Source organism: Streptococcus sp. HMSC034E03 (assembly GCF_001811505.1).
Classification (GTDB): domain Bacteria; phylum Bacillota; class Bacilli; order Lactobacillales; family Streptococcaceae; genus Streptococcus.
Genome location: NZ_KV804997.1, coordinates 57,187 through 77,304, shown reverse-complemented (window position 1 = coordinate 77,304; position 20,118 = coordinate 57,187). Strand labels below are relative to the sequence as shown.

Sequence of the window (20,118 nt, the reverse complement as noted above, 5' to 3'; positions counted from 1 at the left end):
TCTTTTAGAGTTGAAAGGAGAAACTTATGTGCCTCATCTGTCAACGAATTGAACTCATCAAGACTGGTGACAATCCCTACTTTGTAAAAGAACTGGAAACAGGATATGTTGTCATTGGTGACCACCAGTATTTTGAAGGTTACACTCTGTTTTTAGCAAAGGAACATGTCACAGAACTACATCATCTAGATCCAAGTGTTAAACTTCGTTTTTTAGAGGAAATGAGTATGGTTCAGGAAGCTGTCTCTAAAGCCTTCTCTGCTCAAAAGATGAATATAGAGTTGCTGGGAAATGGAGATGCCCATGTCCACTGGCATATTTTTCCGAGACGAAAGGGTGATATGAAAGGACACGGTCTTAATGGGCGTGGTCCAGTCTGGTGGGTTCCTTGGGAAGAAATGGCAGCAGAAGATTGCCAAGCGCAACCGAAACAATTAGAAAACTTAATTCAAACTTTATCTGTTGCATTGGATAAAGTTATCATATGAAAGGATAAATCATGAAAAAAAGATACCTTATCTTGTCTGGACTACTAGCCCTAACATTGGCAGCTTGTTCGCAAGAAAAACCAGCAACTTCTGACGCAAAAAGTTCTTCAGAGCAATCAACTGTCCAAGAAGGAACCGCGGGAAGTAAATCTCAGGAAGCGAGCCCCAAAAAGGCAGAAGTGGTCAATAAGGGAGATTACTATAGTATTCAAGGCAAGTACGATGAAATTGTTATCGCTAATAAACACTATCCCTTATCTAAAGATTATAATCCAGGAGAAAATCCTACCGCTAAGGCAGAACTGTTGAAACTTATTGCAGCTATGCAGCAAGCAGGTTTCCCAATCAGCGACCACTATAGTGGATTTAGAAGTTATGAGACTCAGGTTAAATTGTATCAAGATTATGTCAATCAAGACGGAAAGGCAGAGGCTGACCGCTATTCTGCACGACCTGGATATAGTGAACACCAAACTGGTCTTGCTTTCGACCTTATCGGCACAGATGGAGACTTAGTGACAGAAGAAAAAGCAGCCCAATGGCTCTTGGATCATGCTGCAGACTATGGCTTCGTCGTTCGTTATCTTAAAGGTAAGGAAAAAGAAACAGGATATATGGCTGAAGAATGGCATTTGCGCTACGTCGGAAAAGAAGCCAAAGAAATTGCAGCAAGTGGTCTCAGTTTGGAGGAGTATTATGGCTTTGAAGGTGGAGACTATGTTGATTAGTCGCAAAACACCTTGCAAGATTACTTAAAATTTGATAAAATGAATAATAATTAAATAGGAATCTGCAAGACTAGTATCTCAGGGGAAGTATATCAGGGAGGAGAGCCGTGACTGAAAGCTCTCTATATGAAAGCTGGGTGAATTCACTTGCCTATGGATTCAGAAATAAAGGTCTGACTTGTCAGATGAAAACGGATGGTACCGCGTGTCAACGCTCCGAGTGGAGTTTTTGGCATGTGGTTTTCTTTTTATCTACGAGAGACTGATGGAGGAATTATGTCAACTATTGAAGAACAATTAAAAGCGCTTCGTGAAGAAACGCTAGCTAGCTTGAAGCAGATTACTGCTGAAAATGAAAAAGAGATGCAAGAATTGCGTGTCTCAGTCCTTGGTAAAAAAGGATCACTGACTGAAATCCTTAAAGGAATGAAAGATGTTTCTGCAGAAATGCGACCAGTTATCGGAAAATACGTAAATGAGGCTCGTGATGTCTTGACAGCTGCTTTTGAAGAAACAGCTAAACTATTGGAAGAAAAGAAAGTCGCTGCACAATTAGCTAGCGAGAGCATTGATGTGACACTTCCAGGTCGTCCAGTTGCGACTGGTCACCGTCACGTTTTAACACAAACTAGTGAAGAAATCGAAGATATCTTTATCGGTATGGGTTACCAAGTTGTGGATGGATTTGAAGTGGAGCAAGACTACTACAACTTTGAGCGTATGAACCTTCCGAAAGACCACCCAGCTCGTGATATGCAGGATACTTTCTACATCACAGAAGAAATCTTACTTCGTACTCACACGTCTCCTGTTCAGGCGCGTGCCATGGATGCACATGATTTTTCAAAAGGTCCTTTGAAGATGATCTCGCCAGGGCGTGTTTTCCGTCGTGATACGGACGATGCGACCCACAGTCACCAGTTTCATCAAATCGAAGGCTTGGTTGTTGGGAAAAATATCTCTATGGCAGACCTTCAAGGAACCCTTCAGTTGATTGTGCAAAAAATGTTCGGTGAAGAGCGTCAAATCCGTCTGCGTCCATCCTACTTCCCATTCACAGAGCCATCTGTTGAGGTGGATGTTTCTTGTTTTAAGTGTGGTGGAGAAGGCTGTAACGTATGTAAGAAAACAGGTTGGATCGAAATTATGGGTGCAGGTATGGTTCACCCACGTGTCCTTGAAATGAGTGGTATCGATGCGACTGTTTACTCTGGATTTGCCTTTGGTCTTGGTCAAGAGCGTGTAGCCATGCTCCGTTACGGAATCAACGATATCCGTGGATTCTACCAAGGAGATGTCCGCTTCTCAGAACAGTTTAAATAAGGTTGAAACCTGAAACATAGTCCTATACAGTTCTAGTCATTTTCTCTAGATGAGAATGGCAAGGACTGACTCGAAGAAAAAGAAAGGAATTGAAAAGGTCACACTTGGTGGAACCTTACAATCAGAATTATGCTTGTATCTTATAAATGGTTAAAAGAATTGGTGGACATTGATGTGCCATCACAGGAGTTGGCTGAAAAAATGTCAACTACAGGGATCGAGGTAGAGGGTGTCGACTCACCTGCTGCTGGTCTCTCAAAAATTGTCGTCGGTGAGATCTTGTCCTGCGAAGATGTGCCAGAAACTCACCTCCATGTTTGTCAGGTTAACGTTGGCGAAGAAGAAGCCCGCCAAATCGTCTGTGGTGCACCGAATGTGTGTGCTGGTATCAAGGTTATGGTGGCTCTTCCAGGAGCTCGCATCGCTGACAATTACAAGATCAAAAAAGGGAAAATCCGTGGTTTAGAGTCTCTTGGGATGATCTGTTCGCTTGGCGAATTGGGCGTTTCTGACTCCGTTGTGCCTAAGGAATTCGCAGATGGCATCCAAATCTTGCCAGAAGATGCCGTTCCAGGTGAGGAAGTATTCTCTTACCTAGACTTGGATGATGAAATCATCGAACTTTCCATCACGCCAAACCGTGCAGACGCTCTTTCTATGCGTGGGGTAGCTCACGAAGTGGCAGCCATCTATGACAAGGCGGTCAACTTTAAAGAATTTACTCTAACAGAAACAAACGAAGCCGCTACAGATGCACTTTCTGTAGGCATTGATACAGACAAGGCGCCTTACTATGCCGCTCGTATCTTGGACAATGTGACTATCGCACCAAGTCCACAATGGTTGCAAAACCTCCTCATGAACGAAGGCATCCGTCCGATTAACAATGTCGTTGACGTGACCAACTATATCCTGCTTTACTTTGGTCAACCTATGCATGCCTTTGACTTGGATACTTTTGAAGGAAATGACATCCGTGTGCGTGAGGCGCGTGCTGGTGAAAAATTAGTGACCTTGGATGGCGAAGAGCGTGAGTTGGAAACAACTGACTTAGTGATTACTGTTGCTGACAAACCAGTAGCCCTTGCAGGTGTTATGGGTGGTCAGGCTACAGAAATCTCTGAAAAGTCTACTCGTGTTGTTCTTGAAGCTGCTGTCTTCAATGGCAAATCTATCCGTAAGACAAGTGGTCGTCTCAACCTACGCTCTGAATCATCTTCACGCTTTGAAAAAGGGATCAATGTGGCAACTGTTAATGAAGCCCTTGATGCGGCAGCTAGCATGATTGCCGAACTTGCTGGTGCGACGGTGCGTAAAGGTATCGTTTCAGCGGGTGAGCTTGATACTTCTGATGTGGAAGTTTCTTCAACTCTTGCTGACGTCAACCGTGTCCTCGGTACAGAGCTTTCATTTGCTGATGTTGAAGATGTCTTCCGTCGTCTTGGCTTCGGTCTTTCTGGAAATGCAGAAGCCTTCACTGTTAGTGTTCCCCGTCGTCGTTGGGATATCACTATCGAAGCTGACCTCTTTGAAGAAATCGCTCGTATCTATGGCTATGATCGCTTGCCAACCAGTCTTCCAAAAGACGATGGGACAGCTGGTGAATTGACTGCGACACAAAAACTTCGTCGTCAGGTTCGTACCATTGCTGAAGGTGCTGGATTGACAGAAATCATCACTTATGCTCTTACAACTCCTGAAAAAGCGGTTGAATTTACGATTCAGCCAAGTCATTTGACAGAATTGATGTGGCCAATGACTGTGGACCGTTCAGTTCTCCGTCAAAATATGGTTTCAGGTATTTTGGATACAGTTGCCTACAACGTAGCACGTAAGAATAAAAACTTGGCTCTTTATGAGATTGGAAAAGTTTTCGAGCAAACTGGTAATCCAAAAGAAGAATTGCCAAATGAAATTAACAGCTTTGCCTTTGCCTTGACTGGCTTAGTCGCTGAGAAAGACTTCCAAACAGCGGCAGTTCCTGTTGACTTCTTCTATGCTAAGGGAATTTTGGAAGCTCTCTTTGCTCGCTTGGGTCTTGAAGTGACTTATACAGCAACTTCTGAAATTGCTAGTCTTCACCCAGGACGTACAGCCTTGATCTCACTCGGTGACCAAGTCCTTGGTTTCCTCGGTCAAGTACATCCTGTTACAGCCAAGGCTTACGATATTCCAGAAACTTATGTAGCAGAGCTCAACCTTTCAGCTATTGAGACAGCTCTTCAACCAGCCGCTCCATTTGTGGAAATCACTAAATTCCCAGCGGTGAGCCGTGATATCGCCCTTCTCCTCAAGGCAGAAGTCACTCACCAAGAAGTTGTAGATGCTATCCAGGCTGCAGGCGTGAAACGATTGACAGATATCAAACTCTTTGACGTTTTCTCAGGCGAAAAATTGGGACTAGGTATGAAGTCAATGGCTTATAGCTTGACCTTCCAAAATCCAGAAGATAGCTTGACTGACGAAGAAGTCGCACGCTACATGGAAAAAATCCAAGCATCACTCGAAGAAAAAGTGAATGCAGAAGTGCGTTAAAAATTTTCAATCCATCCCTAGGGATGGATTTTTTAGTAGAAAAAATCATCAAGCTTTAGCCTGATGATTGAATCAAATTGACGGGGGAACAACTCCTTTTTAATACTGTTACAAGATGATCAGACATCGGTATTTTTTGTCATCCAATCAGCTATGAAGTGATAGGTATCGTTTCGATTATTCTCGTTTAGAATTTCGTGACGAGCCTCTTCAACTAATCGAAGGCTTACTTTCGAATGTGAAGCCTTTAGGAGTTTTACAAATCTCTCTATACCTTTGCCATTTTCACCTAGAGGGTCTTCTTGTCCCGAAATCACGAGAATTGGGAGTTGGGTTGGAATCTCATCTATCACTTGTTTACTAGCTACTTGATTTGAGAAGTAAAAAATAGATCTGTACATGGGAATCGTAGGTATGAATTGACAGAAAGGATCCTTCAGATAAGCTAGGTTGGATTCTTCATTTTTTGAGAGCCAATCGACAGATGTTTTAGGATTCTTAATACTACGGTTAAAACTATCAGTTGATAGATAGGTCAGGAGTTTACTACGGTGTTTATTCCCTTTTATAAGTCGGATGCATTCTGTTAGGATGAGAGCAAATCGAGTTAGAAACTGAGGTTGTTGACCAGTCGCCATGATAATTAAGGCATTGATAGGTGGTTTTCGTTTAGCTACATAATAGCGACACATAAGAGACCCCATAGAATGCCCTAGAAGGATGATTGGAAATCCTGGATAGCTTTCTTGAATGAAGGAGGTCACTCTTTCAATATCATTGATGAGTTCCTCGGGAGATTCAGGAAATACTCCGAGTTGACTTGGATTTTGAGCAGTATAACCATGGCCGAGATGATCATGGCCGATAACAGTAAAGCCTTCTTTATTCATGGCTAGAGCAAATTCCTCATATCGTTCCACGTACTCTACCATTCCATGTACAAGCTGAAGAACGGCTTTTGGCTGTTCAGCTTCCCAAATGATTAAGTTATTGTTGTTTGGTTCGAGTTTAAGTCTTTTTTTCATATCAGATTCCTTGCTTATGATAATCTATAGTCTATCAAAAATATACCATAAAAGAGTACAATAAGCTAGGCTGAATGATGAAGATTAGTAGTAACAATTCAGGACTGAAAATGAACATTTGAGGACATAGCCAACGGATTTATCAAGAAATGAGTATAATAAATTTATCACTTAAAATCTGGAGGACAAAAATGCTTGGTGATGAGCCAATAAAGTTCCTATCCAGTAAATATCCTTCTTGAAATTAAAATTTAAAAATGTACATAAATCATTGTAAATGCTATCAAAAAGGAGTATAATGAGTGCAATAAATTTCGGAGGTGGATGATGCTCGAAGTAAGAAATCTAGAGAAAAGTTTTGGGCCTAAGCAAGTTTTGTTTGGTGTTGCCTTTCAAGCACGACCAGGGCGTATTTTGGGACTAGTCGGGAAAAATGGAGCTGGGAAAACAACTATTTTTCACAGTATTTTGAAATTTTTAGACTATCAAGGGGAGATTGAGCTTGATGGTCAAGACATTCGTCAGGAGACCTATGCTCGCATTGGTTATCTCCCTGAAGAACGCAGTCTTATGCCTAAATTGACAGTCCTTGAACAAGTTCGTTATTTGGCGACTTTAAAAGGAATGGACGCTAAGGAAATCAAAGAAAAACTCCCTCAATGGATGGAAAAACTGGAAGTCAAGGGGAAACTGACGGACAAGATTAAGAGTCTCTCAAAAGGAAATCAACAGAAGATTCAGTTGATTATCACTTTGATTCATGAACCAGATTTGATTATCCTAGATGAGCCTTTTAGTGGCTTGGATCCAGTTAATACCGAACTTCTTAAGCGGGTTATCTTGAAAGAAAAAGAACGTGGCGCGACCATTATCTTTTCTGACCATGTCATGACCAATGTCGAAGAACTTTGTGATGATATCCTCATGATTCGTGATGGGCGTGTGGTCTTGCATGGACCGGTTCAAGAGGTCCGCAATCAATATGGCAAAACACGACTTTTTGTTTCAAGTGAACGAAGCAAGGAAGAACTGGAGAGCCTTCCTCATGTCAAACAGGTTAGCTTGACCAAGCAAGGTAGTTGGAAGTTGATTTTAGATGATGAAAGTGCAGGTAGAGAACTCTTCCCAATCTTGACTCAAGGTCAATATATCGCGACGTTTGATCAACAAGCTCCAACAATCGATGAAATCTTTAAATTAGAATCAGGGGTGGAAGTATGAGAAATATGTGGGTTGTAATCAAAGAAACCTATCTAAGACATGTCAAGTCTTGGAGTTTCTTCTTTATGGTGATTTCGCCTTTCCTCTTTTTAGGTCTATCTGGAGGAATTGGTGTTCTCCAAGGTTCTTCCTTGGCTCAAAATAGTAAGGTAGCAGTAGTTAGTTCTGTTTCTCTTGTTACAGAAGAACTTAAATCGACCAATGGTCTTAACTTTGACTATAAGGATGAAGCAAGTGCCCAAGCCGCTATCAAAGATGATAAAATAAAAGGTTATCTAACCATTGACCAGGAGAATAGTGTCCTCAAGGCAGTCTATCATGGTGAGACTTCACTAGAGAGTGGCATTAAGTTAGCAGTGACCGCTAAGTTGAATGAACTTCAATCCCAACTCAACCGTTCAGAAGCAAATTTGTCTCAGGAACAGGAAAAACGCTTGGCTCAAACGGTTCAATTTACAGAACAGATTGATGAAGCCAAGGAAAATAAAAAGATGGTCCAAACCTTTGCGGCTGCAGGACTAGGTTTCTTCCTTTATATGATTTTGATTACTTATGCTAGTGTCACTGCTCAAGAGGTAGCTAGTGAAAAAGGAACCAAAATCATGGAAGTGGTCTTCTCAAGCATTCGTGCTAGCCATTATTTCTACGCCCGCATGATTGCCTTACTTCTAGTCATTTTGACTCATATTGGTATTTATGTTGTGGGTGGTCTTGGAGCTATTTTCTTCTTTAAGGATATGCCTATATTGGCAAATTCAGGTATTCTAAATTACTTGGGAGAAGCCTTCTCGCTTAACACCTTATTATTTATCTTAGTCAGTCTCTTTATGTATGTGGTCTTGGCTGCCTTCTTAGGTTCTATGGTTTCTCGACCTGAAGATTCTGGTAAGGCCTTATCGCCTTTGATGCTTTTGATTATGGTAGGTTTCATTGGGGTAACAGTATTAGGAACTTCTGGTGATAATTTAATCTTGAAAATCGGTTCTTACATCCCATTCGTTTCAACCTTCTTTATGCCTTTCAGAGCTATCAATGGTTACGCAAATGGACTAGAAGCATGGATTTCGCTTGCTATAACGGTTATTTTTGCAGTTACTGCAACAGCTTTTATTGGACGTATGTATGCTAGTTTGGTTCTTCAAACGGATGATTTGGGGATCTGGAAAACCTTTAAACGAGCTTTAAGTTATAAATAAAGTATCGGACCTGTGGGTGTATCTCCCAGGTCTTTTATACTCTTCGAAAATCTCTTCAAACCATGTCAGCTTCCATCTGCAACCTCAAAACAGTGTTTTGAGCAGCCTGTGGCTAGCTTCCTAGTTTGCTTTTTGATTTTCATTGAGTATTAATTAGCTGAAATATTTCACATTTATTTCTCCTAAACCTTTGACTATTAGGCAAAATTATCGTACAATAAAGAGTACATGATAAAATGAGATCAGAGTTTATCCACTCTGGCGTTAGTAGTAAAAAATGAGGAGAAACGCTTTGGAATTAGAAGTATTTGCTGGGCAAGAAAAAAGTGAACTATCTATGATTGAGGTGGCTCGTGCCATCTTGGAACTCCGTGGTCGTGATCACGAAATGCATTTTAGTGATTTGGTTAATGAAATCCAAAACTATCTCGGTACCTCTAATAGCGATATTCGTGAAGCTTTGCCTTTGTTCTACACAGAGTTGAACTTTGACGGTAGCTTTATCTCCCTTGGGGATAACAAATGGGGCCTTCGTTCATGGTATGGAGTCGATGAAATCGATGAGGAAATCATTGCTCTTGAAGAAAGTGATGATGAAGAAGTAACACCTAAGGCTAAGAAAAAACGTGTCAACGCCTTTATGGATGGTGATGCAGATGCTATTGATTACAGTGCAGATGATCCAGAAGATGAGGATGCATACGAAGAAGATCCAGCTCTTTCTTATGATGATGAAAATCCAGATGATGAGAAGAATGAAGTGGAAGCCTACGATGCTGAAATCAATGAAATCGCCCCAGATGATCTAGATGAAGAAGTCGATCTTAATGAAGAGGACGACGAAGACTCTGAAGAAGAGGAAGAATAAAAATAAAAAGGAGTTGGAGCTGGAATCGGTCTATCAAGTCTCGATTTCCTAGTCCAGCTTTTTTGTATTAGTCTGAACTAGTTTTGTAAGCTGGAATGGCAAGTCAACGATTTGTTCTATTTGACAAATGCTTCATTTTGAGGTAATATATTGTTCGGGCACCTCTTTTAGAGGTCGGAGCTCCCTAGTTATTAGGGAGCTATTTTTGTTTTTTCCAGGAAGCTTTTCTTCTTGGGGTGTAGTTATTGATGAAGGTCTTGTTTCCTCAATCCCCTGTTAGTAAACAAGACCTTGAGCATTTTAGAAAGAGGAATCTATGTCTACGAAATATATTTTTGTCACTGGTGGTGTGGTATCGTCAATTGGGAAAGGGATCGTTGCAGCGAGCCTTGGGCGTCTTTTGAAAAACCGTGGTTTGAAGGTGACCATTCAAAAATTTGACCCTTATATCAATATTGACCCAGGAACCATGAGCCCTTACCAGCACGGAGAAGTATTTGTAACAGATGATGGGGCTGAGACAGATTTGGACTTGGGTCACTATGAGCGTTTTATTGATATTAACCTTAATAAATACTCAAACGTGACAACTGGTAAAATCTACAGCGAAGTTCTTCGTAAGGAACGCCGTGGAGAGTACCTTGGAGCAACTGTCCAAGTTATTCCTCATATTACAGATGCCTTGAAAGAAAAAATCAAGCGTGCTGCTCTAACGACTGACTCTGATGTCATTATTACAGAGGTTGGTGGAACAGTCGGGGATATCGAGTCACTTCCATTCTTAGAAGCTCTTCGTCAGATGAAGGCAGATGTGGGTGCAGATAATGTCATGTATATCCATACGACCTTGCTTCCTTACCTCAAGGCAGCTGGTGAAATGAAAACCAAACCAACTCAACACTCTGTCAAAGAATTGCGTGGTCTGGGAATCCAGCCTAATATGTTGGTCATCCGTACTGAAAAGCCAGCTGGACAAGGAATTAAAAATAAACTAGCCCAGTTCTGTGATGTGGCACCAGAAGCTGTCATCGAGTCATTAGATGTCGATCATCTTTACCAAATCCCACTTAATCTGCAAGCACAAGGTATGGATCAAATCGTTTGTGACCATTTGAAAATAGATGCACCTGCAGCAGATATGACAGAGTGGTCAGCTATGGTTGATAAGGTCATGAACCTCAAAAAACAAGTCAAGATTGCCCTTGTTGGTAAGTATGTTGAGTTGCAAGATGCCTACATTTCTGTCGTAGAGGCCTTGAAACACTCAGGTTATGCCAATGATGCAGAAGTGAAGATTGATTGGGTCAATGCTAACGATGTGACAGCTGACAATGTGGCAGAACTTCTATCGGACGCTGACGGAATCATCGTGCCGGGTGGTTTTGGTCAACGTGGAACAGAAGGTAAGATTGAAGCGATTCGCTATGCGCGTGAAAATGATGTACCAATGCTAGGAGTCTGCTTGGGTATGCAGTTGACTTGTATCGAATTTGCCCGTAATGTTTTGGGACTTGAAGGAGCTAATTCAGCAGAGCTAAATCCTGATACCAAATACCCTATCATCGATATCATGCGTGATCAGATTGATGTTGAGGACATGGGTGGTACCCTTCGTTTGGGACTTTATCCTTCTAAGTTAAAACGTGGTTCTAAGGCAGCTGCAGCTTATCATAACAAAGAGGTAGTGCAACGCCGTCACCGTCACCGTTATGAGTTTAACAATGCCTTCCGTGAACAGTTTGAAGGAGCAGGTTTTGTCTTTTCAGGCGTTTCACCAGACAACCGCTTGGTCGAAATTGTGGAAATTCCAGAAAACAAATTCTTTGTGGCTTGTCAGTACCACCCAGAGCTTTCAAGTCGTCCAAACCGCCCAGAAGAACTCTACACTGCTTTCGTAACAGCAGCGGTTGAAAATAGTAAATAGACAGAATAAAACCTTTGAGAGTCATCTCAGAGGTTTTAATTTGTTTTCACTATCATGAAAATATGGAAAAAGGACATTATTTTTGGTAAGATAAGGGTATGGATTTTGAAAAAATTGAACAAGCATATACCTATTTACTAGAAAATGTCCAAATCATTCAAAATGATTTGACGACAAACTTTTACGATGCCTTGATTGAGCAAAATGGGATCTATCTGGATGGTCAGACAAATCTTGAAGATGTCAAGAAAAACAATCAAGCATTAAAACGATTGGCTCTTCGAAAAGAAGAGTGGTTACGAACCTACCAATTCTTGTTAATGAAGGCAGCGCAAACAGAATCTCTCCAAGCAAATCACCAGTTTACACCAGATGCCATTGGTCACTTGATGATTTTTCTGATAGAGCAACTGTGGCCTGCTGAAGATCTAAGTTTATTAGAGTTGGGGTCTGGGATGGGAATTCTGGGCGCTAGCTTCTTAACGTCTATGAACAAAAAGGTAGATTACCTTGGGATTGAACTAGATGACCTCTTGATCGATCTAGCTGCAAGTATGGCTGAAGTTATGGATCTGCAAATGGGCTTTGTCCAAGGAGATGCAGTACGTCCACAAGTATTAAAAGAAAGTGATATTATTGTGAGCGACCTCCCAATTGGCTACTACCCAGACGATCAGATTGCTTCACGTTACCAAGTGGCAGCAAAGGATGAACATACTTACGCTCATCATCTATTAATGGAGCAATCTCTCAAGTATCTTAAGACGGGAGGCTATGCTATTTTTCTTGCTCCAACAGATCTTTTGACGAGTCCCCAGAGTGACCTCTTGAAATCCTGGCTGACTGATCAAGCTCAACTAGTCGCTATCATAGCTTTACCAGAGGATCTCTTCGCTCAAGGAGCTCAGTCTAAGACCATTTTTGTTTTGCAAAAGAAGGTGGGAGAAGGGACAGAGCCCTTTGTTTATCCACTTACTAGCCTTCGGGATCCTGAAATTTTGTTGGAATTTAAGGAAAATTTTCAAAATTGGTGTCAAGAACATGAAATCTAGTATAAATTTTGATATAATAGTTGAAAACGCTTAAAAAGGGGAAACATTATGACAAAAACCATTGCAATTAACGCTGGAAGCTCTAGCTTGAAATGGCAACTTTACCAAATGCCAGAAGAAAAAGTGCTTGCAAAAGGGTTGATTGAGCGAATTGGATTGAAAGATTCTATTTCTACAGTTAAGTTCGATGGTCGCTCAGAACAACAAGTCCTTGACATTGACAACCATACTTTGGCAGTTAAGATTTTGCTTGATGACTTGATTCGTTTTGATATTATTAAATCTTATGATGAAATTACTGGTGTTGGACACCGTGTCGTTGCAGGTGGAGAGTACTTCAAAGAGTCTACAGTCGTGGAAGGTGATGTAATTGAAAAAGTTGAAGAGTTAGGTCTTCTTGCTCCATTGCACAATCCTGCGAATGCTGCGGGTATTCGTGCCTTCAAAGAATTGTTGCCAGATATTACGAGTGTCGTTGTTTTTGATACTTCCTTCCATACAACAATGCCAGAGAAAGCTTATCGCTATCCTCTACCAACAAAATATTACACAGAAAACAAGGTTCGTAAGTACGGAGCCCATGGAACTAGCCATCAGTACGTTGCTCAAGAAGCAGCAAAACTCTTGGGTCGTCCACTTGAAGAGTTGAAGTTAATCACTTGTCACATCGGTAATGGTGCTTCTATTACAGCTGTTAAGGGTGGGAAATCTGTTGATACCTCAATGGGATTCACTCCACTTGGTGGTGTAATGATGGGAACTCGTACAGGGGATATTGACCCAGCCATCATTCCTTATTTAATGCAATATACAGAGGACTTTAACAAGCCTGAGGACATCAGTCGTATCCTCAATCGTGAGTCAGGGTTGATGGGTGTTTCAGGTAAATCTAGTGATATGCGTGACGTGATTGCTGCTATGGATGCAGGAGATCATGATGCTACTTTGGCTTATGAAATGTATGTTGACCGTATCCAAAAACATATTGGTCAATACCTTGCAGTCCTAAATGGAGCAGATGCTATTATTTTCACAGCAGGTATCGGTGAAAATTCTACTAATGTACGTGAAGATGTTATTTCAGGGATTTCTTGGTTCGGTTGCGATGTAGATCCAGAGAAAAATGTCTTTGGTGCAACCGGAGATATTTCGACAGATGCAGCAAGTGTACGTGTACTGGTAATTCCAACGGATGAAGAATTGGTCATTGCGCGTGACGTTGAACGTTTGAAAAAATAACAGATCAAAAATCGACCTTCAATAATAAAGGTCGATTTTTTTTTGATCTGGTAGAACTACCATTTAGTTAGGGAAACTTCACCGCTATGGAGCCATATTTTTTCACCCGTCGGTAATTCTATTTGTAGTTGTCCTTGGTCAGAGATGTCGCAGGCTTTTCCTGAGATAGTTTGGTGATCTTGCTTAAAGGAGACTTCTTTTCCTAAAACGATTGAGCGTTTTTTATAGAGATAGAGGAGTTCATCGTCTTCTGTTTCATAGAAACATTTCCAGATTTCAGCAATTAATTCATTGCGAGTAATGGGAGTATGTTGAGAAAATAAGCTTCCAGCTTTAGTTTGTAGATTCTTTGGAAATTCAGCGATAGAAAAGTTGATCCCGACCCCAATGATAACATCTGTAACGAGTCCAGTTTCTACGGAAGTAATGGCTTCGGTTAGAATACCAGCAATTTTTTTCTGGTTCAGATAAATGTCATTGACCCACTTGATATCCACGTCGATTAAACTAAGGTTTTTGATAGCCTTGTAGATAGCTCCAGCTGTTAGAAGCGTATAGGCAGGAAGATTCTGATATGGGAGATTGGGTTGTAGGTGGAGGGACATGTAAATTCCCCCCTTATCTGGAGAATAATAAGGACGTTGAAAACGACCGCGTCCCATAGTTTGGCTAGTGGAAAGGTAGAGCCTATCCCCTTTGGAACCAGCTTCCATAGCCTCTTTAGCATCGGTTTGGGTAGATTTAGTCGAGGGTTTAAACAGGACAGTAATGGGACTATTCGCTTCGATTTCCTGAGGTAAGATAAGATCACCGTCCAGAAGTTTATAGCCACGATTTTTGATACTGTCAATCTCCAGTCCCTCTTGCTGGAGACGTTGGATCGCCTTCCATACGGAAGTTCGAGATAGGTTTAATCTCTCAGCTATTTTTTCTCCGCTTAGATAATCAGTCTCAGTAACTAGTATTTTATAGACTTCTTGGTAGGATTTCATGCTAGACCCTTTCTGGAATAATTAGATTTATTGTACCATATTTTTAAAAAAGGGAGAGCGTTTTTTAGAGTAATCTTAGCTAACTATAAAATTTTACCCAGTTTTAGTTACGATGATAGAGGCAAAGAGGTTTTCAAATCTCTTGAAAAATGGTAAAATGTTTTAATAACTTATTTATCTGAATGTGATATTCAGAAGGAAAGGATCTGTTGTGAAATCAATAGGTGTCATTGAAAAGTTAAAAAGTTTATCGAAACAAGAAGGACTTCTTTTGGGAGTTATTCTGAGTATTTTTCTTCCTTTTTATCTTTTTGTTATTATTTTTATCTCTTACTTACTTTGGTTAGTATATACTGGGGAGATGAAGGGGATCTTGAAACGTTTGTCTCAACACCCTGTCTTGCTCTTTTTTATTGCTTATAGCACTGCAATTTCTCTTCTGGCACAAAATGTGATGGGAGTAGTTTCTTCGGTGGCCATGTTTCTGTTTGCCATCTTCTTTTACTACTATCAATCCCAGTTGACTCCTAAATTTTTCAGGTTGACGATTGAAGGAATATTAGCCTTAAGTGTCTTTGCAGCAGCCTTTGCAGCTTTGGAACATTTCCAAATTGTAAAGAAATTTGATTATACCTTCCTCTCACCACGGATGCAGGTTTGGCATCAAAACCGAGCAGAGGTTGCCTTCTTTAACCCTAATTACTATGGAATTATCTGTTGTTTCTGTATCATGATTGGCTTTTACCTAATTAGCACAACTAAGTTAAGGTGGTTACGAATCTTCTCTATGATTGCCATATTTGCTAATTTATTCGGTTTAAACTTTACGCAGAATCGTACAGCTTTTCCAGCCATCATCTTTGGAGCGATTATTTATCTCTTCACAACTATTAAGAACTGGCGTGCTTTCTGGCTTAGTGTTGGAGTTTTTGGGATTGGTTTAGCTTTTCTATTTTCAAGTGATTTGGGTGTTCGAATGGGAACCTTAGATTCATCTATGGAAGAACGTGTTTCTATCTGGAATGCTGGAATGGCCTTGTTTAAGCAAAATCCATTCTGGGGTGAAGGACCGCTAACCTACATGCACTCTTTCCCTCGTATTGGAGCACCTTATCATGAACATGCTCACAGTATCTATATAGATACGATTTTGAGTTATGGAGTTGTCGGTACCGTTCTCTTGGGGATTGCTTCTGCCACTCCAGTACGAATGTTGATTGATATGAGTCAAGTACCTAGTAAGCGTCCTATCCTTGGACTTTACCTCTCTTTCTTGACAGTAGTAGCTGTGCACGGAATTTTTGATTTGGCTCTCTTTTGGATTCAATCATCCTTTATTTTCCTGTTAGTGATGTGTAGTTTACCGCTAAAACATAGTATGATTGATGAATTAGTTGATTAAGAAAAAGATAGTAGAACTAACATTTTCTACTATCTTTTTTTCAATTCAATTATTGAATAGCTTGAACCAAGTCTTCAGCTTGTTGTTTTAGGGAAGAAGCAACACTGTCTTCAAGAACTAATTTGCCATCTGCCCAAGCAGAATCATTGACACGAGCTGCAGTGAATTCACCAACAACTTGTGTACGGATGAATGGCAAGAGGTCTTTGTAGATTGCAAAGAGTTGTTCATGACCTGCATTTGCTACTGAAGACACAGTAACGATTTTATCTTGAAGAGCAGATGCTCCGCGTGTATCAGACAAGTCAATTGCGCGTGAAAGCCAGTCAAGCAAGTTTTTCACTGTACCAGGAATCGAGAAGTTGTAGACTGGAGAGAAGATCCAGATAGCATCAGCAGTAAGAACTGCCTCACGTGCAGCAGCAACAGCTGGAAGTGTAGGAACTTCAAGGTCTTGACTAAATAAAGGAATTGTAGAGTAGTCAAGGTAGCTGATTTCAACATTTTCAGCAAGAGCTTTTTCAGCTTCTAGCGCCATTTGGTGGTTGAAAGAACCTTCACGAAGTGAACCAACGATAAATAATACTTTTTTAGACATAGGGAGTCTCCTTTAGATTTTAATCAGAGTTATCTCTGTTGTTATAAACAATGTTACAACAAAACAAAATCATTTGCAAGAAATCTGCTCAGAAAATAAAAATCGATGATAGTCAAGATTATTTTTAGGAGTAGAGATTATGAAAAGTCTGTGAAATCAATGATTCAAGCTTCATATACTCCTGTCATAAGAAAAGTTCCGTGCTAAATCCTCCCCTTTATTCACTTGTAATTCACTAGGATAGATGGTAAAATAGACGAGTGAAAATGAGACAGAAAAAAGAAAAAAATTCCTTATTATTTCAGTACAGTATTGGCTTGACCTTGCTGGCTCTAGTTGTGACTTCTTCCTTTCTCTATTTGGTGTGGCTTAGCATGAAGCCTTATCAGACAGAAAAGGTAGAAGGGGAAAAACTTGCCAAGCAGTATGCGAATCTAGAAACGGTCAGCCAGGTTGATATCTTTAATGGCTTAGAAAGCTATTATAGTGTTCTTGGTCAAGATAAGAATCAAAAACAAGTTGCTGTTTTAATAGAGAAAAGTAATAACAATATTTACGTATATCAACTAGAAAATGGCACTTCACAAGAAAAAGCAGAAGCAGTTGTCAGAGAAAAAGGAGCAACTGATATTGACACGATTACCTTTGGACGGTATGCTGATAAACCCGTCTGGGAAATCAAGTCTGGTGGAGACTACTATCTAGTGGATTTTGAAACTGGTGCCCTAATCGAAAAGGAGAAACTATGAAATTATCTAAACGTGTCTTAGAAATGGAAGAAAGTGTGACTTTGGCTAGCGATGCAAGAGCAAAGAAATTAAAGGCTGAAGGAAAAGATGTACTTTTCTTAACTTTAGGTCAGCCCGATTTTCATACTCCTGAAAATATTCAAGATGCTGCTGTTGAGGCTATTCGAGATGGACGTGCTTCTTTCTATACGGTAGCTTCAGGTTTACCTGAGTTAAAAGCAGCGGTCAATACCTATTTTGAACGTTATTATGGATATTCTGTAGCGGCAAACGAAGTCACTTTTGCGACTGGTGCCAAGTTCTCACTCTATACTTTCTTTATGGCTGTGGTTAATCCTGGCGATGAGGTTATCATTCCAACACCTTACTGGGTCAGCTATGGGGATCAGGTTAAGATGGCTGAAGGTGTACCAGTATTTGTCCAAGCTAAGGAAGACAATCACTTTAAAGTAACTGTGGAGCAATTAGAAGCAGCTCGCACAGATAAGACCAAGGTCTTGGTTCTGAACTCCCCATCTAATCCTACTGGTATGATATACTCTCGTGAGGAATTGTTAGCGATAGGGAACTGGGCAGTTGAGCATGATATTCTTATCCTAGCAGATGATATTTATGGACGTTTGGTCTATAACGGGAATGAGTTTGTACCAATCTCTAGTCTATCAGAAGCCATTCGCAAGCAAACCATCGTCATCAATGGAGTGTCTAAGGCATACGCTATGACTGGTTGGCGGATAGGTTATGCAGTAGGTGATCCAGAAATCATTGCTGCCATGAGCAAATTGACAGGTCAAACGACTTCTAACCTAACCGCTGTTTCACAATACGCAACAATCGAGGCGCTAACTGGACCGCAAGATTCTGTGGAAGTTATGCGTCAAGCATTTGAAGAACGTTTGAATACCATCTATCCACTCTTGTGTGAAGTCCCTGGTTTTGAAGTTGTCAAACCACAAGGAGCTTTCTATCTCTTCCCAAATGTTAAAAAAGCTATGGAGATGAAAGGCTATACAGACGTAACAGCATTTACAACGGCTATCCTTGAGGAAGTTGGTTTAGCCTTGATAACAGGTGCTGGATTTGGAGCACCAGAAAATGTCCGTCTCAGCTATGCGACAGATCTAGATACACTTAAAGAAGCCATTCGTCGTTTGCACCAATTTATGGAAAAATAAGAAGTTTAACCTTCGTCTTAATAACGGAGGTTTTTATTTTTAAAAACTTAGGAATTTCTGTCAAACTAGCTAGCTATCAGGCATTATTTGTGGTACAATAATGAGTAATAATGTCTTTGGACAAGTTAAACGAATAAAGGAAGATAAATGATGACAAAACGTGTAACAATTATCGAAGTAAAAGACTACGTTGGTCAAGAAGTCACTATCGGTGCTTGGGTTGCCAACAAATCAGGAAAGGGAAAATTGCCTTCTTACAATTGCGTGATGGAACAGCCTTTTTCCAAGGTGTGGCTTTTAAACCAAACTTTATCGAAAAATTTGGTGAAGAAGTGGGACTTGAGAAGTTTGATGTTATCAAACGCTTAAGCCAAGAAACTTCTGTTTATGTGACAGGGATTGTCAAAGAAGACGAACGTTCTAAGTTTGGCTATGAGTTGGACATTACAGACATCGAAGTGATTGGTGAATCTCAAGACTACCCAATTACACCAAAAGAACACGGAACAGACTTCTTGATGGATAACCGCCACTTGTGGTTGCGTTCACGCAAACAAGTCGCTGTTATGCAAATCCGTAACGCAATCATTTATGCAACTTATGAGTTCTTTGACAAGAACGGCTTCATGAAATTTGATAGCCCAATTCTTTCAGGAAATGCAGCAGAAGATTCTACAGAACTTTTCGAAACAGACTACTTCGGAACACCAGCCTACTTGAGCCAATCTGGTCAGCTTTATCTTGAAGCTGGGGCTATGGCTCTTGGTCGTGTCTTTGACTTTGGTCCAGTATTCCGTGCTGAAAAATCAAAAACTCGTCGTCACTTGACTGAATTCTGGATGATGGATGCGGAGTACTCATACTTGACACACGATGAGTCACTTGATTTGCAAGAAGCTTATGTAAAAGCATTGCTTCAAGGTGTTCTTGATCGTGCTCCTCAAGCCTTGGAAACCTTGGAACGTGACACTGAGCTCTTGAAACGCTACATTGCAGAGCCATTCAAACGCATCACTTACGATCAAGCCATTGACCTCTTGCAAGAGCATGAAAATGATGAAGACGCTGACTACGAGCATCTTGAACATGGTGATGACTTTGGTTCACCACACGAAACTTGGATCTCAAACCACTTTGGTGTACCAACATTTGTCATGAACTACCCAGCAGCCATCAAGGCCTTCTACATGAAACCAGTTCCTGGAAATCCAGAGCGCGTGCTTTGTGCAGACTTGCTTGCTCCAGAAGGTTACGGAGAAATCATCGGTGGTTCTATGCGTGAGGAAAACTATGATGCCCTTGTCGCTAAGATGGATGAACTTGGGATGGATCGTACAGAGTACGAATTCTACCTTGACCTTCGTAAATACGGTACAGTACCACACGGTGGATTTGGTATCGGTATCGAGCGTATGGTAACCTTCGCAGCTGGAACTAAACACATCCGTGAAGCTATTCCATTCCCACGTATGTTGCACCGTATCAAACCTTAATAGCCATAAAAACGCCGTCTGGCGTTTTTATACTCTTTGAAAATCTCTTCAAACTACGTCAGCTTCACCTTGCCGTACATGTGTTACTGACTTCGTCAGTTCTATCCACA

At 40.8% G+C, this 20,118-nt stretch carries 16 protein-coding genes and 1 pseudogene; 14 read left to right on the top strand and 3 right to left on the bottom strand.

Going from position 1 to position 20,118, the window contains the following annotated elements:
• Positions 1-26 precede the first annotated feature (26 nt).
• The 4 genes from HMPREF2805_RS08365 to pheT all read left to right on the top strand — a co-directional run bounded on the left by HMPREF2805_RS08365 (position 27) and on the right by pheT (position 5,074).
• Positions 27-488 (top strand): HIT family protein, encoded by a 462-nt coding sequence (locus tag HMPREF2805_RS08365; RefSeq protein WP_075232140.1) that lies wholly within the window; start codon positions 27-29, stop codon positions 486-488.
• An 11-nt stretch (positions 489-499) separates the two neighbouring features.
• The gene (gene ldcB, locus HMPREF2805_RS08360; protein WP_075232139.1) at positions 500-1,216 is read left to right on the top strand and encodes an LD-carboxypeptidase LdcB/DacB; all 717 of its coding nucleotides are present in this window, start codon (positions 500-502) and stop codon (positions 1,214-1,216) included.
• 276 nt (positions 1,217-1,492) lie between these two features.
• Positions 1,493-2,539, top strand: coding sequence for a phenylalanine--tRNA ligase subunit alpha (pheS, locus tag HMPREF2805_RS08355; protein ID WP_075232228.1), 1,047 nt, complete (start codon positions 1,493-1,495; stop codon positions 2,537-2,539).
• A 129-nt stretch (positions 2,540-2,668) separates the two neighbouring features.
• The gene (pheT, locus tag HMPREF2805_RS08350) at positions 2,669-5,074 is read left to right on the top strand and encodes a phenylalanine--tRNA ligase subunit beta (RefSeq protein ID WP_075232138.1); all 2,406 of its coding nucleotides are present in this window, start codon (positions 2,669-2,671) and stop codon (positions 5,072-5,074) included.
• 119 nt (positions 5,075-5,193) lie between these two features.
• On the opposite strand, the gene HMPREF2805_RS08345 is transcribed toward pheT, so the two are convergent.
• Positions 5,194-6,099 (bottom strand): alpha/beta fold hydrolase, encoded by a 906-nt coding sequence (locus HMPREF2805_RS08345; RefSeq protein ID WP_075232137.1) that lies wholly within the window; start codon positions 6,097-6,099, stop codon positions 5,194-5,196.
• A gap of 327 nt (positions 6,100-6,426) precedes the next feature.
• Here HMPREF2805_RS08345 and HMPREF2805_RS08340 point away from each other — a divergent pair, with 327 nt between their 5' ends.
• The 6 genes from HMPREF2805_RS08340 to HMPREF2805_RS08315 all read left to right on the top strand — a co-directional run bounded on the left by HMPREF2805_RS08340 (position 6,427) and on the right by HMPREF2805_RS08315 (position 13,599).
• Entirely contained in the window at positions 6,427-7,320 is an 894-nt protein-coding gene (locus tag HMPREF2805_RS08340; protein ID WP_075232136.1) for an ABC transporter ATP-binding protein, read from the top strand.
• Positions 7,317-8,516, top strand: coding sequence for an ABC transporter permease (locus tag HMPREF2805_RS08335; protein ID WP_075232135.1), 1,200 nt, complete (start codon positions 7,317-7,319; stop codon positions 8,514-8,516). Before HMPREF2805_RS08340 ends, HMPREF2805_RS08335 begins: the two co-directional genes overlap by 4 nt.
• A 292-nt stretch (positions 8,517-8,808) precedes the next feature.
• The gene (rpoE, locus tag HMPREF2805_RS08330) at positions 8,809-9,384 is read left to right on the top strand and encodes a DNA-directed RNA polymerase subunit delta (protein WP_075232134.1); all 576 of its coding nucleotides are present in this window, start codon (positions 8,809-8,811) and stop codon (positions 9,382-9,384) included.
• Between the two features lie 316 nt (positions 9,385-9,700).
• Positions 9,701-11,308: a CTP synthase gene (locus HMPREF2805_RS08325; protein WP_000105251.1), complete on the top strand. Its 1,608-nt coding sequence runs from the start codon at positions 9,701-9,703 to the stop codon at positions 11,306-11,308.
• A 98-nt stretch (positions 11,309-11,406) separates the two neighbouring features.
• A complete protein-coding gene (locus tag HMPREF2805_RS08320) occupies positions 11,407-12,360 on the top strand; it encodes a class I SAM-dependent methyltransferase (RefSeq protein ID WP_075232133.1) in 954 nt (317 codons plus the stop codon).
• Positions 12,361-12,408: 48 nt separating this feature from the next.
• Positions 12,409-13,599: an acetate kinase gene (locus HMPREF2805_RS08315; protein ID WP_045763559.1), complete on the top strand. Its 1,191-nt coding sequence runs from the start codon at positions 12,409-12,411 to the stop codon at positions 13,597-13,599.
• 56 nt (positions 13,600-13,655) lie between these two features.
• On the opposite strand, the gene birA is transcribed toward HMPREF2805_RS08315, so the two are convergent.
• A complete protein-coding gene (birA, locus tag HMPREF2805_RS08310; RefSeq protein ID WP_075232132.1) occupies positions 13,656-14,591 on the bottom strand; it encodes a bifunctional biotin--[acetyl-CoA-carboxylase] ligase/biotin operon repressor BirA in 936 nt (311 codons plus the stop codon).
• Positions 14,592-14,802: 211 nt separating this feature from the next.
• On the opposite strand from birA, the gene HMPREF2805_RS08305 reads away from it, so the two are divergent.
• Positions 14,803-15,993, top strand: coding sequence for an O-antigen ligase family protein (locus HMPREF2805_RS08305; protein WP_075232131.1), 1,191 nt, complete (start codon positions 14,803-14,805; stop codon positions 15,991-15,993).
• A gap of 49 nt (positions 15,994-16,042) precedes the next feature.
• Here the strand turns inward: HMPREF2805_RS08305 and HMPREF2805_RS08300 are convergent, their stop codons facing one another.
• Complete coding sequence (locus tag HMPREF2805_RS08300) at positions 16,043-16,591, bottom strand: NADPH-dependent FMN reductase (protein ID WP_075232130.1); 549 nt, start codon at positions 16,589-16,591, stop codon at positions 16,043-16,045.
• 260 nt (positions 16,592-16,851) lie between these two features.
• Between HMPREF2805_RS08300 and HMPREF2805_RS08295 the strand changes: the two genes are divergently transcribed.
• From HMPREF2805_RS08295 to asnS, 3 genes and pseudogenes are all read left to right on the top strand, one after another.
• Positions 16,852-17,340 carry a cell wall elongation regulator TseB-like domain-containing protein gene (locus HMPREF2805_RS08295; protein ID WP_075232129.1) on the top strand — a complete coding sequence of 163 codons (489 nt, stop codon included), beginning with the start codon at positions 16,852-16,854 and terminating at the stop codon, positions 17,338-17,340.
• Positions 17,337-18,515, top strand: a complete 1,179-nt coding sequence (locus HMPREF2805_RS08290; protein WP_075232128.1) for a pyridoxal phosphate-dependent aminotransferase — start codon at positions 17,337-17,339, stop codon at positions 18,513-18,515. Before HMPREF2805_RS08295 ends, HMPREF2805_RS08290 begins: the two co-directional genes overlap by 4 nt.
• A 150-nt stretch (positions 18,516-18,665) precedes the next feature.
• Positions 18,666-20,008: pseudogene (gene asnS, locus HMPREF2805_RS08285) on the top strand (asparagine--tRNA ligase).
• Positions 20,009-20,118 lie beyond the last annotated feature (110 nt).

Excerpts from the sequence above, each read along its gene's own strand:
- HMPREF2805_RS08300 (WP_075232130.1), bottom strand. The coding sequence starts at position 16,591 with ATGTCTAAAAAAGTATTATTTATCGTTGGTTCACTTCGTGAAGGTTCT.
- HMPREF2805_RS08345 (WP_075232137.1), bottom strand. The coding sequence starts at position 6,099 with ATGAAAAAAAGACTTAAACTCGAACCAAACAACAATAACTTAATCATT.
- pheT (WP_075232138.1), top strand. The coding sequence starts at position 2,669 with ATGCTTGTATCTTATAAATGGTTAAAAGAATTGGTGGACATTGATGTG.
- HMPREF2805_RS08290 (WP_075232128.1), top strand. The coding sequence starts at position 17,337 with ATGAAATTATCTAAACGTGTCTTAGAAATGGAAGAAAGTGTGACTTTG.
- HMPREF2805_RS08325 (WP_000105251.1), top strand. The coding sequence starts at position 9,701 with ATGTCTACGAAATATATTTTTGTCACTGGTGGTGTGGTATCGTCAATT.
- HMPREF2805_RS08315 (WP_045763559.1), top strand. The coding sequence starts at position 12,409 with ATGACAAAAACCATTGCAATTAACGCTGGAAGCTCTAGCTTGAAATGG.
- HMPREF2805_RS08340 (WP_075232136.1), top strand. The coding sequence starts at position 6,427 with ATGCTCGAAGTAAGAAATCTAGAGAAAAGTTTTGGGCCTAAGCAAGTT.
- birA (WP_075232132.1), bottom strand. The coding sequence starts at position 14,591 with ATGAAATCCTACCAAGAAGTCTATAAAATACTAGTTACTGAGACTGAT.
- ldcB (WP_075232139.1), top strand. The coding sequence starts at position 500 with ATGAAAAAAAGATACCTTATCTTGTCTGGACTACTAGCCCTAACATTG.
- HMPREF2805_RS08335 (WP_075232135.1), top strand. The coding sequence starts at position 7,317 with ATGAGAAATATGTGGGTTGTAATCAAAGAAACCTATCTAAGACATGTC.
- pheS (WP_075232228.1), top strand. The coding sequence starts at position 1,493 with ATGTCAACTATTGAAGAACAATTAAAAGCGCTTCGTGAAGAAACGCTA.
- HMPREF2805_RS08365 (WP_075232140.1), top strand. The coding sequence starts at position 27 with ATGTGCCTCATCTGTCAACGAATTGAACTCATCAAGACTGGTGACAAT.
- HMPREF2805_RS08320 (WP_075232133.1), top strand. The coding sequence starts at position 11,407 with ATGGATTTTGAAAAAATTGAACAAGCATATACCTATTTACTAGAAAAT.